Here is a 15,177-nt window from a genome sequence, read left to right on the forward strand (position 1 = left end):
CCGTCCACCCGAACCGTGCTGCGATCATAGTCGCCGGACACCGGAGGCGACTCAGTCGCCGAGGACCGCTCGCAGGGCCTGGTCGAACCGGATCGCCCGATCGATTTCGACCGCCGTCTCGTAGTCGGCCCCGCGGAGGGCGACGTGTAGCGGCCAGTCCACGTCGATGAACCCGATTCGCCGATCCCCCACGAAGACGCCGAAGCGGTCGGCCGTGAGCTGCTCCACCCAGGCTCGGCGGAGTTCAGACGTCTCGCTGCCGGCGGAGCCCATGGAACGACCTCTCTCGGCAGGTGCAGTGACCGGGTCCGGACAACCCTTCGAAGTATCTCGATTGTCTAGCTATCTCCGCCGTGCTTCATCATGACAGCACCGACGGCCGATGGACAACTCCGTATCCATCAGACGAAACGAGCACGCCTCGACGCCATCGTTGCGAGATCGTGGCGCGATGGTCCGCGGATCTTCAGGAACCGTCCGTAGGATGCTGATCGTGGGGTGGAAGTGGCCGTGGGGACGCAAGCGCATCGTCGATGCGCCGGTCGATGCCGGGTCCGACCCCTACCTCCAGTACCTCGAGTGGGTCCGCCTCGGGAAACCGTCACTGGCATCACCCGACGATCCACCGCTGCAGTTCGACCCGCGGTTCGCGCCACGACTGGCCTCCGACGCCGTCAACTCCTCGCGCGCCGACGGCGTCTGAGCCTGCCGGTCCACACACAGCACAGCGCCCGACACCGAGGTGCCGGGCGCTGTGGACGTGCTTACGCGGTGGCCTGCTCCGCGACCTCGGCGCGGCGCGGGAGCTTCCAGCCCGGGCGCACGAAGTGGCAGGTGTAGCCCCACGGGATGCGCTCCAGGTAGTCCTGGTGCTCCGGCTCGGCCTCCCAGAACTCGGACACCGGCTCGACCTCGGTGACGACCTTGCCGGGCCAGAGCCCTGAGGCGTCGACGTCGGCGATCGTGTCGCGGGCGACGCGCTCCTGCTCGGGCGAGGTGTAGAAGATCGCCGAGCGGTAGCTCAGGCCGACGTCGTTGCCCTGACGGTTCTTCGTCGACGGGTCGTGGATCTGGAAGAAGAACTCCAGGAGCTCGCGGAAGGACAGCTTGCTCGGGTCGAAGACGACCTCGAGGGCCTCCGCGTGGGTGCCGTGGTTGCGGTAGGTGGCATTGGCGACGTCGCCACCGCTGTAGCCCACGCGGGTCGACTTCACGCCCGGCATCTTCCGGACGAGGTCTTCCATGCCCCAGAAGCATCCGCCGGCCAGCACCGCGCGCTCGGTCGTCGTGCCCTGCTCGTCTGCTGCACTCATCGTGACTCCTCCTTCGTGCCGAGCACCGTGCGGGGTCCCCGCGTGCTCCGGTCTTCGGCTCCATGGTATGCAACAGCGTCCGCTTCCGGACTGTTCCGGCCGGGGCTTGCACTCAGCGGTCGCACAGGTGTGCGGACGCGACGGCAGGGCTCAGACGGTCCGCTTGCGGCGGAGCTGCTTGATCGACTCGTGGATCTCGGGCGCCAGCACCACGGCGCCGGACTGCTCCGACTGCTCGAGGGTGACGGCCTGTGCCCCGTCCGCCGCGGCGAACCAGGAGGCGATGGTCACGCCATGGCCGGGCTGTCGGACGATCTCGATCGGGTCGCCCGCCTGCACCGTCCCGCTCTTGACCACCTTGAGGTAGGCACCGGGCCGCGCGGCGTCGGCGAAGCGCTTCACCCACCGAGGCTCGCCCAGGCGCCGCTGGAAGGTGCCGCACGGGGTCCGCGGGCAGGTCACCTCGACGACGAGGGTGTCGCCGATCCGCCAGCGTTCACCGATCTCGGCACCGTTCACGTCGAGCCCCTGCGTGCGGAGGTTCTCGCCGAACAGCCCCGGCGTGATCTCCCGACCGAGCTCACCCTCCCAGAACCGCGCGTCCTCCTCGGCGTAGGCGTAGAGCGCCTTCGTCAGACCGCCGTGGTGTTTGCGATCGGCCTGCACGTCGCCGTACAGCCCCATCGGCCGCACGTGCAGCGGCTCGTCGACCGGGCGCTTGTCGATCGCGGTGACGCCGATCGAGCCGTCGTCCGTCTTGAGGGCTTCGACGCGACAGAGGGCGAGGAGTTCAGACATGGAACCAGTCTGCCGTGTCCTCCGCGCCCGTCCGGACGACGGGGCCGGTGCGGCTCGGGTGGAGTGGCCCAGGCGGAGCGGGTCAGGCGGACTCGCGGATGACGAGTGAGACACCGACCGAGCGTCGGACGGACGGCCCCGAGAGCGGGAGCGTGCCGGACATCATGCCGTCGAGCAGTTCGAGACTGTGCCGTGCGATGTCACCCTTGTCGACGGCCACGCTCGTGAGCTCAGGGGTGACGAAGCGACCGAGGTCGAGTCCGTCGATGCCGATGACGGCGACGTCCTCCGGCACGCCGACCCCGGCACGGGCGAGTCCCTTGAGCACGCCGACGGCCATGACGTCGTTGAAGACGAGCACGGCATCGACGTCGGGCATCGCGGCCCGGCACCGCAGGGCGGCCGACACCCCGCCCTGGTGGGTGTCCTCCGCCCAGGTCTCCGACGCCTCCGACCACGGCAAGCCGTGCTCCTCGAGGAACGCCCGGTACGCGAGACGTCGTCCGGACGGTTCCGCCGAGGCGTCGATCATCGCGATGGAACGGCGCCCGGTCGCGACGAAGTGTGCGAGCGCCTGTCGGATGCCGTCCTCGAAGTCGATGTCGACGCCCGCCACCTGCAGCCTCGGCTCGGCGCCGGACGGGTTCGACCCTGCCTCGGACTCGTCTGACCGATGGTCGCCGAGGGAGACGAACGGGATGGTGGCAAAGGCGCCCTGGAGTGCTCCGTGGTCGGCGCCGTTGCGCCCGACGACCGCATCGACCTGCCGCGCGAGTTCGGCGAGCTGCGCACGTTCCGCGTCGGGGAGGTCCGGTCCGCGATCCGCGGCGGCGGGTCGGTCGCCCGATGCGTTCGCCGCTCCCCCGACCTCGGCGACCAACACGGTCCATCCGCGCTCTGCCGCCTGCTGCACGAGGGCGGCCGCGAGCTCCGGGTAGTAGGGGTTCCGCAGGTCGTCGACGACCAGTCCGAGCGTCGTGGTCCGGCCGCTCACCAGGTGCTGCGCGGCGCGGTTCGGACGGTAGTTGAGCGAAGCCGCGACCTCGACGACCCGTTGCCTGGTGGCGTCGCTGACGTCGCGCATCCCGTTGAGTGCGCGGGTCACGGTCTGGCGCGAGACACCGGCGACCCGGGCGACGTCGATGATCGTCGCTCGCGCCGGAGCGTGATCGTCGCGGGGCCTGGTCATGGTCACATCGTACTGATACGCTCACACCGTGAACGTTCACGGTGACGTTCACCACAGACCATCGCACCGCCGATCAACGTTGAGGAGCACCACCATATGGAACACGTCGCTTGGGGAATCATCGGCCCAGGAACGATCGCCGAACGGTTCGCGACCGAGCTGCACGCCAGTCGCACCGGTCGACTCGCCGCCGTCGCCAGTCGTGACGCGTCGCGTGCCGAGGAGTTCGGCGAGCGCTTCGGCGACGGCACGGCTCCCGTCCGCGGATACGGCTCGGTCGCCGAGTTGCTGGCCGACCCCGACGTCGACGCGGTGTACATCGCGACCCCGCACACGGAGCACGTCCGACTCGTGATCGAAGCGGCCGAGGCCGGCAAGCACATCGTCAGCGAGAAGCCGCTCTCGGTGAACCGGGCGGGCGCGATGCTCGCGATCGAGGCCGCCCGCCGTGCCGGCGTGTACCTCGCCGAGGCGTTCATGTACCGGTTCCACCCGCAGACCGCGAAGCTCGTCGAGCTCGTGTCGTCGGGCGCCATCGGCCACGTCCAGCACATCGAGGCGTCGTTCGCGTTCGCCGCAGACCTGCCCGCCGAGCACCGACTCATGAACCCGGAGCTGGCGGGCGGCGGCATCCTCGACGTCGGCGGCTACCCGGTCTCCATCTCGCGGCTCATCGCCGGTGCCGCCGTGGGTGCACCGTTCGCCGACCCGACGGAGGTCACCGGGAACGGCACCATCGGTTCCACCGGCGTCGACGAGTGGGCCAGCGCGTCGCTCGTCTTCCCCTCGGGCATCACGGCGCACGTCACGAGCGGCGTGCGCGTGCAGGACGACAACCGCGTCGTCGTAACGGGCTCGACGGGCCAGATCATCGTGTCCGACCCGTGGCTGCCGTCGGTCGAGGATGGCTCGACGATCGAGGTCCGCACCATCTCGGGCACGGAGTCGATCCACATCCCCGGGGCACCGCAGTACGCGATCCAGGCCGACGCGGTCGCTGCGTTCGCCGACGCGGGCCAGGCACCGCAGATGCGCTGGGCGGACTCGCTCGGCAACGCGGCGACCCTCGACCGCTGGCGCGAGGCGGTCGGCCTCGAGTACCCGTTCGAGTCGATCGACACCGACATCCCGACGGGTTCCGGCCGGCCGCTCGCCGTGCGCGCCGAGCTCCCGATGCCGACCGGTCGCATCGCGGGCATCGACCACGACATCTCGCGGCTCGTGATGGGTGTCGACAACCAGCAGACCCTGTCGCACGCGTCGGCGATGTTCGACGACTTCTTCGAGCGCGGCGGCAACGCCTTCGACACGGCCTGGCTGTACGGCGACGGGCTCCAGGAGCAGCTGCTCGGACGCTGGCTCGCCAACCGGGGTCTCCGCGACGACGTCGTGGTGATCGGCAAGGGTGCGCACACACCGTTCTGCGACCCGGAGTCGATCTCCCGGCAGCTGTTCGAGAGCCTCGACCGTCTCGGCACCGACCACCTCGACCTGTACCTCATGCACCGCGACAACGTGGAGGTGCCGGTGGGCGAGTTCGTCGACGTGCTGAACGAGCACGCCGAGGCCGGTCGCATCCGTGCGTTCGGTGGCTCCAACTGGACGATCGACCGGTTCGAGGAGGCGAACGCCTATGCGGCGGCCAACGGGAAGCGGGGGTTCGCGGCGCTGAGCAACCACTTCGGTCTCGCCCGCGCGCTCGACGTGCCGTGGGCCGGGTGTGTGGAGGTGACGGATCCGACGAGCCGGGCGTGGCTCGAGGAGACGAAGACGCCGCTGCTGCCCTGGTCGTCGCAAGCGCGCGGCTTCTTCACCGGGCGTGCCGAGCCCGAGGACCTGTCGGACCCGGACCTCGTGCGCTGCTACTACAGCGACGACAACTTCGAGCGGCTGGCCCGTGCGCGTCAGCTGGGCACCGAGCTGGGGGTCGCGCCGACGGCGATCGCCCTGGCGTACGTCCTGGCGCAGGACTTCCCGACCTTCGCCCTCATCGGGCCGCGGTCCGTCGAGGAGACCCGTTCGTCGACCGACGCCCTCTCCCTGAAGCTGACCCCGGAGCAGGTCGCCTGGCTCGACCTCCGGGTCTGATCCGTTCCCTCGGGTGACGCCAGCGCGGTGCGCTGGCGTGACCGCGGGTCATGCACGTGGGCGCGGGTCTCCAGAGGCCCGCGCTCACGCGTGCGGGGCGCGCTCGCGCCGAGTCACTCCTCCTCGCGTCAGCGCACCGCGCTGGCGCAACCGCACCACCAGACTCGGATGGACGTCACGTGAGGGGTTTGCGGACGCGGTCGCGCGCCAGGAGGACACCGAGGAGCAGGATCAGGATAAGGACGACACCGCGGGCGAGACCCTGCCAGTAAAAGGACAGCCCGATGAGGTTCATCCCGTTCGTCAGCAGCGCGAAGATGAGCACGCCGACGAGCGTCCCGAAGAGGTTCGGCCGCCCCGTCCGACTCAGCGTCGTCCCGATGAACACCGCACCGATGGAGTCGAGCACGTAGAGCTGCCCGCTGTTCGCGACGAAGCCCTGGCTCCGCGAGGCCAGGATCAGCCCGGCGATGGCCGCGATCCCGGCGGCGAAGATGAAGGCGGTCGCCATCGACGTCCCCGCCAGCCGACCGGAGATCCGGGTCGCCGTCGGCTGCTCACCCGCCGCGGTCAGCACCCGACCCCAGCGACTCCGTTCGAGCGCAGCCCAGACGATGATCAGCACGAGCACGGCGACGACGATCGGCGCCGCGACACCGAGTACGGTTCCGGCACCCAGCCACGCGAACTCGTCCGGCACGCTGCTGCGCGACAGGTAGATGGGCGACCCGCCGTCGGTCGCGACCTGCTGCACGCCACCACCGATGAACCAGACGCTCAGCGTCGCGAGGAACGGTCGGATGCGCAGCACCACGATGAGGAACGCGTTCACGGCCCCGACGAGCAGGCCGACGACCAGACCGCCGACGATCGCCACCCAGGCCACGTAGTCGTCGGCCAGGAGCGCCGACGCGGTGAGCGCCGCGAGGTCGATGGCGACACCGATGGAGAGGTCGATGCCACCGGCGCGGACGACGACCGTCATCGCGACGGCCGCGAGCAGGAGGAGCGCGTTCTGGTTGAGCACGCCAAGGAGGTTGTCGGCGGTCAGGAACGACGGCGACAGCACCGCGAACACGATGAGCAGCACGGCCAGCACGGCGGGGGCGAGCGCCTGCGGGACCGCGGCACCGAGGCCACGGACCGTCAGCCTTGAGAGCGGGCCGCCGGGACGCTGGTCATCGCCGCCTCCCGGTCCAACCGATCCGGCCTTCGGGACGGAGACGCCGGTGGTGGCGGAGGACTGCGTGCGCGTGTCGACACTCATCGCTTGACGCTCCGTTCGCGGATCGCGGCGACCGCGAGGACCAGCAGGATCAACACACCCTTGGTGATGCCGATCCACTGGCTCGGGACGCCGAGCTGGCTGAAGCCATTGGTGAGGATCGCGACGAACACGGCACTGAACAGAGTCCCCGTGATCGTGACGACGAGCCGACGGGAGAACGCGATGGACAGGAACGTCGCGAGGAGGATGTCGATGAGCGACTGCTCGCCGATCCCCGGCAGGGCAGCGGACAACCGACTGGTCATGAGGACGCCCGCGATCCCGGCGAGGACCGCCGCGAGGACGTAGCTGACGACGATGTGGCGGTTGACGGCGATCCCGGCCACCCGGGCGGCCGTCGGATTCTGCCCGACCGCGGCGTTCTTCACGCCCCAGCTGGTGCGCCCGGTGGTGAAGGCGGCGACCGCGAAGACGAACAGGAGCACGACGACCGCGGCAGGGACACCGACGACGTGTCCACTCCGCAACCAGACCAGCCCGGCGTCGGAGACCGGCACCTTCACGTTGTTCGTGATGACGATGGTGAGACTCGTGACGATGCTCATCATCGCGAGGGTGACGAGGAGCGGGCGGATCCCGGCGACAACGACGAGACCGTTCACGAGCCCGATGACCGCCGCGGCTCCGAGCCCGATGAGCAGCGCGAGCGGCAGACCGAGCTCGGCCTGCAGGAGCACCGCGACGAGGGCACCGGAGAAGCCGAGGACGGCGCCGATGGAGAGGTCGATGCCGCCGCGGACGACGTCCTCACCGCCCGTGACGACGACGATGGACAGTCCGAAGGCCGCGATCGCGTAGACCGCCGACTGGGTGAGGATCGTCGCGAGGTTGGCCGGGTCGAGGAAGCCGGGCGAGGCGACCGCGAAGACGACGACCTCGATGACGACGATCGCGTAGCCGATGAGTCCCAACCGGGAGACCGGGCGACGGCGTTTGGTCGCGGACTCGGCTGCGGCCGACGGCGCCTGGCCGGGCGCGACGGGTGGAGCGGAGAGGGCGGTCATGCGGAGACTCCTCGGGTGGGTGACGACTCGGTCCCCGAGCCGGTCGAGGGGGCCGGCGGCGTTGACGCGACCTCGGCGGCGCCCGTCGACCAGGCGAGGATCGTGTCGGCGGTCGCCTGCGATCGGGGCAGCTCGGTCCGGATCGTCCCGCGGTACAGCACGAGGACGCGGTCGGCGAGGCCGATCAGTTCCTCGAGGTCGACGCTCACGAGCAGGACGCCGGCGCCCTGCGCGACGAGCGCGTCGATCTCCGCGTAGATCTGTTGACGCGACCCGATGTCGACGCCGGAGGTCGGCTGGTCGAGCACGAACACCGTCGATCCGGCCGCGAGCCATCGACCGAGCACGACCTTCTGCTGGTTGCCGCCGGAGAGGCTCCCGGCCACCGCGGTGTCGTTCGCGGGCCGGACGTCGAGCCTCGCGACGAGGTCGGCGGCGATCTCCCGCTCGCGTCGACCACGCAGGATCCCGCCGAGCCCGGTGATGCGGTCGAGCGCGGCGAGGGTGAGGTTCTCGCGGACGGACTGACGGTTCAGGATGCCGTCGCGGTGGCGGTTGGCCGGGACGTACGCCCCACCCGCCCGGACGAAGGCCCTCGGCGAGCGGATCGTCGCCCGGCCGAGCCGCACGGTTCCGCCGTGCGCGCGCAAGCCGGTGACCGCGTCGGCCAGTTCCTCGAGGCCCGAGCCGACGAGACCCGTGACGCCCACGATCTCGCCCGGACGGACGGCGATCGAGACGCCGTGCAGCCGTTCGGGGACCGTCAGGCCATCGATCGCGAGGACCGGTTCGGCGACGGCGTCGGCGACGATCCGTTCCCGGTCGCCGAACTCCTCGACGCTCCGCCCCACCATGAGCTGGACGATGGCGTCGAGGGTCGCGTCGGGATCGGCGAGGTCGAGGGCACCGACGCGTTCACCGTTCCGGAGGACCACGACGCGGGACGCGATGTCGCGCACCTCCTGCAGGTAGTGGGAGATGTAGATGACGGCGACGCCCTGGCTCTGCAGGGTCCGGACGATGCGGAACAGCCGCTCCACGTCGCCGGCGGCGAGCGGTGCGGTGGGTTCGTCGAGCACGAGGACCCGTGGTCGCGTGATCGTCGCGATCGCGAGCTGCAGGAGTTGCTGCTCGGCGACGCTCAGCTCGTCGACGAGGGTCTTGCCCGGCACGTCCAGCCCGACGAGGTCGAGCAGCTCCCGCTCGGCGCGCCGGTCGAGCTGCCGGCCGGTGAGGAACGCGGAGCGCGAGCCGAGGAACAGCTGCTCCGCGACCGTGAGGCGACCGGCCAGGTGGCGGTCCTGGTGGATGACGCGGACACCGAGGCGTTCGGCGTCGCCCGGGTTGCGGATGACGACCGGTTCACCGTCGATCTCGATGGTGCCCTCGCTCGCCGTGTAGAGGCCGGTGAGGATCTTGATGAGCGTCGACTTGCCCGCGCCGTTCTCGCCCACGAGCGCGACGACCTTGCCGGGGTGCACCTCGAGGTCGACGTCGTCCAGCACCCGGACGCCGCCGAAGTCCTTCGCGATGCCACGCATACTCACGGCGGGAGCCGAGGCTTCGGTCGTGGCTGCACCGGGCCGACCGCCCAGCGAGCGCTGGGCGGTCGACTCGTCGATCGAGGTGTCGTGCGTCATTCCAGGCCGAGTCGCTTGCGCTCGTCGGCGACGTTCGCCTTGTCGATGAACACGGCGTCGAGGTAGGTGCTCAGCGGCACCTCGTCCTGCTTGCCGCCGAGGTACAGGGCGACGTTGTTCGCGCTCGTCGTCCCGAACAGGGTCGGCTGCTGCGCGACCGTGAACTGGTACACCGAGTTGGGGTCCTGGATGAGGTCGAGCGCTCCGGGCTCGGCGTCGACGCCGTAGACCTTGATCTCGTCGCGGCCCGCCGCGTCGATGGCCTGGGAGGCACCGATCGCCGGGAGGTCCCAGCACGACCACACGGCCGAGATCTCGCCCTTGGGGTAGCGGGTGAGCGCATCGTTCGTCTTCTGCTTGGCGTCCTCGATGGTGCCCTCGTAGATGTCCTGCAGCTCGGGCTCGATGACCTCGATGTTCGGGTAGTTCTTCAGCACGAGCTTGAACTCGTCGTAGCGGATCTGGCAGGGGGTGACGTCGTAGAAGCCGTTGAAGACGAGCACCTTGCCCTTCCCGCCGATGTCCTCGGCGAGGGTGCGGGCGAGGGTGGAGCCGATCTGCCAGTTGTCGGAACCGATGTTGTTCACCGAGTTCTCGCTGGCGTGGTCGATCGTGAAGACCGGGATGTCGGCGTCCTTCGCCTGCTGCAGCGCCGGGGCGAGCGTGGTCGCGTCGCCGAGGATGACGACGATCGCGTCAACCTTCTGTGAGACGAGGTTCTCGACGTTGGCCAGGTGCTTGTCGTCCTGTGCGTCGGCCTGGGTGGCGACGACCTTGGCGCCGAGCTCCTCCAGGCGGTCCTGCACACCCTGGTAGGTGAGGCGGCCGAAGTCGCGGACGACGTCCTTGGCGGCGACGCCGACGGTCTTGCCCTTGAGCGAGGGGACGTCCACGTCTGAGGCGGCCGAGCTGGCAGCGGCGCCGCTCGTCGACTCGCTGGACGAGGACTGCTTGAGCGAACAACCGGTGGCCAGGCCGGCCACGACGGCCAGGGTGACAAGAGACAGCGCGAGGCGCGATCGACGACGCATGGGGACTCCAGATGACGGTGGGGTGCGGGACGGTGCAGGGGGTGGTGGAGCGTGCCGGCGTCCGCTGTCGGTGCGGTCGGGGCGCACCGGGACGTCGGGTTGCAGCAACAGTAGGGAGTGATCGGACGGGCCGCGAGAGGGCGCTCAACCTGACGTAACACAAGGTGCCCGGTGTCGCCGGTGCGTGGAGCCTGGTCGGGGTGCGGCCCGTGGAAACGTCGGATGTATCATGGCGCGAGGCGGTGTTCCACGTGACCGTCTCGCTCGAGCAGGGGGTCGCATGGCAGTCACGGACGAGGCGATCGCGCGGATCCAGGCGATGATCGTCGCCGGCGACCTCACACCCGGCCAGCGCCTCCCTCCGGAGAAGGAGCTCAGCGAGACCCTGGGGCTCTCCCGCAGTTCCCTCCGCGAGGCGGTGAAGGCGCTGGAGCTCATCCGCGTGCTCGACGTCCGTCGCGGCGACGGCACCTACGTCACGACGCTGGAGCCGAGCCTGCTGCACGAGGCGATGTCGTTCGTCATCGACATGCACGCCGACGCCTCCCTCATCGAGATGTTCGAGGTGCGCCGCATCCTCGAACCCTCCGCGTCGGTGATGGCGATCCAGCACCTCGACGACGAGCGGATCGCCGAGCTGCGCAGCATGGTCGATGAGGTCGACGAGTCCACGACGGTCGAGGACCTCGTCGCGCACGACCTGCAGTTCCACGCCCGCGTGATCGAGCTGAGTGGTAACGCCTACCTCGCGAGTCTGCTCGCCGCGCTCGGCAGCAAGACGGTCCGGGCCCGCATCTGGCGCGGGCTCACCGAGGAGAAGGCCGTCGCCCGCACCCTGCAGGAGCACCACGCGATCGTCGACGCCCTCGAGAAGCGCGACACCGAACTCACCCGCGCGCTGGTCACGGTCCATGTCTCCGGTGTCGAAAGCTGGCTCCGCCGTTCGATGTAACCCCTCCCCCTGCCCGCGAACTGTCACTTGCTGCTAGTCCTGGCCGCTCCAACTAGCCGTTGGTGACAGTTCGCGGGCAGGTAGCGTGAGGGGATGGACGGCACGATCGACACCCGAGCGCTCATCGACCCCATCGACCGTGACGCCATGGCGAAAGCGCCCTCGTACCATCGCGCGCCGTCCGCCCGGCTGTTCATCGGCCTGATCGCGGGGATCGTCGTGGTCGCCGTCGGCGGGTTCGTCCTGTTGGGAACGCTGCCCACGCCCTCACGAGGCGGCTCCGGCCCGACGCCGCTGCTCGGGATCGGACTCCTCGCGGCCGCCGCCGTCGCGGTGGTCGCGGTCCTCTCCTGGCGGACGAGGCGCATCAAGCGCTTCCGCCTCTCCCAGTTCGCCGCGGCCAACGGGATGACCTACACCGCAGACCTCAGCTACCCTCCGTTCCCCGGCATGATCTTCGGGATCGGATCGTCGCGGCAGTCGACCGACGTGCTGCGGGCGAACCGTCCCCGCCCCGTGGAGTTCGGCAACTACCGGTACACGGTCCGTCACGGGAAGCGTTCGACGACGCACCACTGGGGGTATGTCGCGGTGAAGCTCGACGTCCCCCTGCCGAACATCGTGCTCGACGCGATCGGCAACAACGGGTTCGGCTCGAACCTCCCAGCGGCGTTCCAGCGGGCCCAGCGACTGTCCCTGGAAGGCGACTTCGACCGGCACTTCACGCTCTACTGCCCCGACGGCTACGAACGCGACGCCCTGTACCTGTTCACGCCGGACATCATGGCGCGGTTCATCGACCACGCCGCCGAGCTCGACGTCGAGATCATCGACGACTGGCTGTTCCTCTACACGAAACGGGAGGTATCGACCCTCGATCCCGACACCTGGGCCTGGCTGTTCAGCGTCATCGACGCCCTGATGACGAAGTTGGACCAGTGGGCTCGGTGGCGGGACGACCGCTTGCAGCCGCAGACGTCCGGAGCTCCGGAGCACCCGCTGGCACCCGGCGCTCAGACCGCCTCCCCCGCGGTCGGACTGCTCACCCCGCCGCCGGGTGTCGCTCCGTCCGGCCGCAGGTTGCGCCGATCCGGGACGTGGATCCCCGTCGCATTCGTCGTCGGAACACTGATCGTCTGGATCGTCACACGCATGAACTGACCCTCCCCTGCCCGCGAACTGTCACTTGCTGCCAGTCCGGGCCGCCCCAACTAGCGGTTGGTGACAGTTCGCGGGCAGGGGTGGGTGTTGGGAACGTCTGGTGATCGGGAGACGAGGACGGAACAGGCCGGTTGATGGGATGGCCAGGTGACCGACACCGGTCGCCCGTCAGAAAGGACCACCCATGCGCCGCCCCACAGCCATCGGCTTCGCCGTCCCCGTCCTCGCCCTCATGCTGGGGCTCACCGCCTGCTCCGGATCCGCGGAAGCACCGTCGGGTGGTGGATCGCCGTCGACCGCCGACTCCTACGCCGAGGCGTTCGACGACTACACCATCTCCCTCGCCGGCTGCCTGCGCGACCAGGGGTTCGATGTCCCGGACCCGGAACCCGGCACCGCGATCACCATCGACGGTGGCGAGGCGATGAACACGGCCTACGACGCCTGCGCCGAGGAACTCGGCCCACCGCCCGCGAACCCCGATCAGCCCAGCAAGGCCGAGATCTCCGACGAGCTCCGGCTCCGCGCCCAATGCCTGCGCGACCAGGGGTTCGACGTCCCGGACCCGGATGCGAACGGGGTGTGGGACCTGCCGGAGGACCTGTTCGATGAGGCCAGGGCTTGCGCCGTGCAGTGACCTCCGCACCAGACGGAACGGCCGACCGATCCTGTGATCGGTCGGCCGTTCCGGCGTTCCGTGTCCTGTCGTTCCGCGGTCAGACTCCGGCCGGGTCGGGGTCGTGAGCCGGCAACAGCACCGTCACTTCGAGTCCACCCGCCGGCAGCGGGGCGAGCCGCAGCGACCCGCCGTGCAGCTCCACGATGCGGGCCCCCAGGGTCAGCCCGAGACCGTTCCCCCGATCAGGACCGGCAGCCCGCGCCATCCGGGCGTCCCGCCGGTCGAACGGCTCCACGAACCGCGCCACCTCAGCCTCGTCGAGCAGCGGCCCCGAGTTGCTGACCACGACGACGGCGCGTCCCGGCGTCTGCGGGTCGGGTCCGACCCACACCGAGACCCAACCGTCCGCGCCGCTGTTGTAGCGCACGGCGTTCGACAGCAGGTTCGTCAACAGTTGCTGGAGGAGCACGCGGTTGCCGCGCACGGATGCGCTCCGGAGCGTCGACGAGATCGTGACCCCGGCGTCCGCGGCCTCCGGCGAGATGAGCTGCGACGCGTCGCGAGCCACCGCCGCCAGGTCGACGGGCGAGGTCACGAGCGGGCGGCGATCGAGCTGGTTCAGCTGCAGGAGCGCCTCGACGATCGCGATCCCCCGCTCGTTCGTCTCGTGCAGCCGTCGCAACGCGCGGTCGACGTCGCGGCCCTCCGGGTCGGCCTGGGCGACCTCGATGAGCATCTTCATCGTCGCGAGCGGTGTCCGCAGTTCGTGCGAGGCGTTGGCCGCGAACCGCTTCTGCGTCAGGAACGACTGCTCGAGGCGTGCCAGCATGTCGTCGAAGCGGTCGGCGAGCTCGCGGAACTCGTCGCGGCGACCGGTCATCGCGATGCGGTGGTCGAGCGAGCCCTCCGCCGCCGCGCGCACGGCCGCGTTGAGGTCCCGCAGCGGCCGCAGGACCCGTCCGGCGACGATCCAGCCGACGCCGGTCCCGATCACGGCCATACCGATGAGTGCGAGCATCGAGTAGTTGATGAGCGAATCGCGGATCTCGCCGCGGGTGATGGCGGAGATCTGTCGACTGTCGGCGGCGGGCGCGAGCGGATAGCTGGGGAACCGCCAGATGATGACGTTGATGACGATGAGCGCGATCAGGCCCGTCACGACGGTGAAGGCCGCGTAGGTCGCGGTGAGTTTGACGCGGGCGGTCATCCACGTCGGCCGGGCGTCGTCACCGTCGGCCGGAGCGGCGGTCATGCGCCCACCTCGTCGTCCTCGTCGTCGGCGTCCGCGCCGCTCGTCTCAGCGGGAGCCTCACCTGGCGGCAGGACCCGGTAGCCGACGGCCGGCACGGTGTGGATGATCCACGGCTCGCCGAGCACCTTCCGGAGTGTGGACATCGTCACCCGCACGGCGTTCGTGAACGGGTCGGCGTGCTCGTCCCAGGCGCGCTCGAGGAGCTCTTCGGCACTCACGACGCCACCCTTGGCCGCGAGCAGGATCTCCAGCACCGCGAACTGCTTCTTCGCCAGACGCACGTACCGGCCGTTGCGGTACACCTCGCGGCGGAACGGGTCGAGCCGCACACCGGCGTACTCGAGGACGGGTGGGAGCGACGCTTTGGGTCGACGCGCCAGTGAACGGAGCCGGAGGACGAGCTCGCGCAGCTCGAACGGCTTGGTCAGGTAGTCGTCGGCGCCGATCTCGAAGCCGCTCTCCTTGTCGTCGAGGTCGGCGGCCGCGGTGAGCATGAGCACCCGGCAGGGCAGTTCCTGGGCGATGATCCAGCGACAGACGTCGTCGCCGTGCGTGCCAGGGAGGTCGCGGTCGAGCACCACGACGTCGTAGGCGTTGACGGCGAGCCGCTCGAGCGCGGTGTCGCCGTCGAACACGAGGTCGGCGGCGAGCCCCTCGTGCTGCAGGCCCTCGAGGATGCTCTCGGCGAGGTACTGCTCGTCCTCGGCGATCAGGACACGCATGGGACCTCCGGTGTTCGGGACGGACGACGCGTCGATGGCGTCGCTCCAGCGCCCGCGATGGGCGTCGTGTCGATCGTAGGCGGCGCGGTGTTTCGGAACCGTCTGGTGATCGTCCGACGC

General features: G+C 69.9%; 15 protein-coding genes. 5 read left to right on the forward strand and 10 right to left on the reverse strand.

The features are described from left to right. Positions 1-51: 51 nt before the first annotated feature. Positions 52-273 (reverse strand): hypothetical protein, encoded by a 222-nt coding sequence (locus ACLIME_RS11215; RefSeq protein WP_079706600.1) that lies wholly within the window; start codon positions 271-273, stop codon positions 52-54. A gap of 220 nt (positions 274-493) precedes the next feature. On the opposite strand from ACLIME_RS11215, the gene ACLIME_RS11220 reads away from it, so the two are divergent. Further along, the gene (locus ACLIME_RS11220) at positions 494-703 is read left to right on the forward strand and encodes a hypothetical protein (protein ID WP_124767435.1); all 210 of its coding nucleotides are present in this window, start codon (positions 494-496) and stop codon (positions 701-703) included. 61 nt (positions 704-764) lie between these two features. Here the strand turns inward: ACLIME_RS11220 and msrA are convergent, their stop codons facing one another. The 3 genes from msrA to ACLIME_RS11235 form a co-directional block, all read right to left on the reverse strand. After that, positions 765-1,313 carry a peptide-methionine (S)-S-oxide reductase MsrA gene (msrA, locus tag ACLIME_RS11225; RefSeq protein ID WP_411556950.1) on the reverse strand — a complete coding sequence of 183 codons (549 nt, stop codon included), beginning with the start codon at positions 1,311-1,313 and terminating at the stop codon, positions 765-767. A 150-nt stretch (positions 1,314-1,463) separates the two neighbouring features. Beyond that, positions 1,464-2,111, reverse strand: coding sequence for an MOSC domain-containing protein (locus ACLIME_RS11230; RefSeq protein WP_411556951.1), 648 nt, complete (start codon positions 2,109-2,111; stop codon positions 1,464-1,466). Between the two features lie 82 nt (positions 2,112-2,193). After that, positions 2,194-3,300, reverse strand: a complete 1,107-nt coding sequence (locus ACLIME_RS11235) for a LacI family DNA-binding transcriptional regulator (protein WP_411556952.1) — start codon at positions 3,298-3,300, stop codon at positions 2,194-2,196. Between the two features lie 96 nt (positions 3,301-3,396). On the opposite strand from ACLIME_RS11235, the gene ACLIME_RS11240 reads away from it, so the two are divergent. Then, a complete protein-coding gene (locus ACLIME_RS11240) occupies positions 3,397-5,388 on the forward strand; it encodes an aldo/keto reductase (RefSeq protein ID WP_411556953.1) in 1,992 nt (663 codons plus the stop codon). Between the two features lie 175 nt (positions 5,389-5,563). Here the strand turns inward: ACLIME_RS11240 and ACLIME_RS11245 are convergent, their stop codons facing one another. From ACLIME_RS11245 to ACLIME_RS11260, 4 genes are read right to left on the reverse strand one after another with little or no spacing between them, the layout of a single operon-like run. After that, on the reverse strand, positions 5,564-6,655 hold the full coding sequence (locus ACLIME_RS11245) for an ABC transporter permease (RefSeq protein ID WP_411556954.1): 1,092 nt from the start codon (positions 6,653-6,655) through the stop codon (positions 5,564-5,566). Continuing rightward, the gene (locus tag ACLIME_RS11250) at positions 6,652-7,680 is read right to left on the reverse strand and encodes an ABC transporter permease (RefSeq protein ID WP_124767441.1); all 1,029 of its coding nucleotides are present in this window, start codon (positions 7,678-7,680) and stop codon (positions 6,652-6,654) included. Before ACLIME_RS11250 ends, ACLIME_RS11245 begins: the two co-directional genes overlap by 4 nt. Further along, on the reverse strand, positions 7,677-9,320 hold the full coding sequence (locus ACLIME_RS11255) for a sugar ABC transporter ATP-binding protein (RefSeq protein ID WP_411556955.1): 1,644 nt from the start codon (positions 9,318-9,320) through the stop codon (positions 7,677-7,679). The genes ACLIME_RS11250 and ACLIME_RS11255 overlap by 4 nt, the downstream gene beginning before the upstream one ends. After that, the gene (locus ACLIME_RS11260) at positions 9,317-10,351 is read right to left on the reverse strand and encodes a sugar ABC transporter substrate-binding protein (RefSeq protein ID WP_411556956.1); all 1,035 of its coding nucleotides are present in this window, start codon (positions 10,349-10,351) and stop codon (positions 9,317-9,319) included. Before ACLIME_RS11260 ends, ACLIME_RS11255 begins: the two co-directional genes overlap by 4 nt. A gap of 280 nt (positions 10,352-10,631) precedes the next feature. On the opposite strand from ACLIME_RS11260, the gene ACLIME_RS11265 reads away from it, so the two are divergent. The 3 genes from ACLIME_RS11265 to ACLIME_RS11275 all read left to right on the forward strand — a co-directional run bounded on the left by ACLIME_RS11265 (position 10,632) and on the right by ACLIME_RS11275 (position 13,101). Beyond that, on the forward strand, positions 10,632-11,303 hold the full coding sequence (locus ACLIME_RS11265; protein ID WP_064295672.1) for a FadR/GntR family transcriptional regulator: 672 nt from the start codon (positions 10,632-10,634) through the stop codon (positions 11,301-11,303). Positions 11,304-11,396: 93 nt separating this feature from the next. Next, complete coding sequence (locus ACLIME_RS11270) at positions 11,397-12,464, forward strand: hypothetical protein (protein WP_411556957.1); 1,068 nt, start codon at positions 11,397-11,399, stop codon at positions 12,462-12,464. A gap of 184 nt (positions 12,465-12,648) precedes the next feature. Continuing rightward, on the forward strand, positions 12,649-13,101 hold the full coding sequence (locus ACLIME_RS11275) for a hypothetical protein (protein ID WP_411556958.1): 453 nt from the start codon (positions 12,649-12,651) through the stop codon (positions 13,099-13,101). A gap of 79 nt (positions 13,102-13,180) precedes the next feature. Here ACLIME_RS11275 and ACLIME_RS11280 read toward each other — a convergent pair whose 3' ends face one another. Next, positions 13,181-14,335: a sensor histidine kinase gene (locus ACLIME_RS11280; RefSeq protein WP_411556959.1), complete on the reverse strand. Its 1,155-nt coding sequence runs from the start codon at positions 14,333-14,335 to the stop codon at positions 13,181-13,183. Further along, positions 14,332-15,057, reverse strand: coding sequence for a response regulator transcription factor (locus tag ACLIME_RS11285; protein ID WP_085513911.1), 726 nt, complete (start codon positions 15,055-15,057; stop codon positions 14,332-14,334). Before ACLIME_RS11285 ends, ACLIME_RS11280 begins: the two co-directional genes overlap by 4 nt. Positions 15,058-15,177: the final 120 nt, after the last annotated feature.

The sequence above is a fragment of the Plantibacter sp. MPB07 genome, assembly GCF_046619465.1.
GTDB classification, from domain to species: domain Bacteria; phylum Actinomycetota; class Actinomycetes; order Actinomycetales; family Microbacteriaceae; genus Plantibacter; species Plantibacter auratus.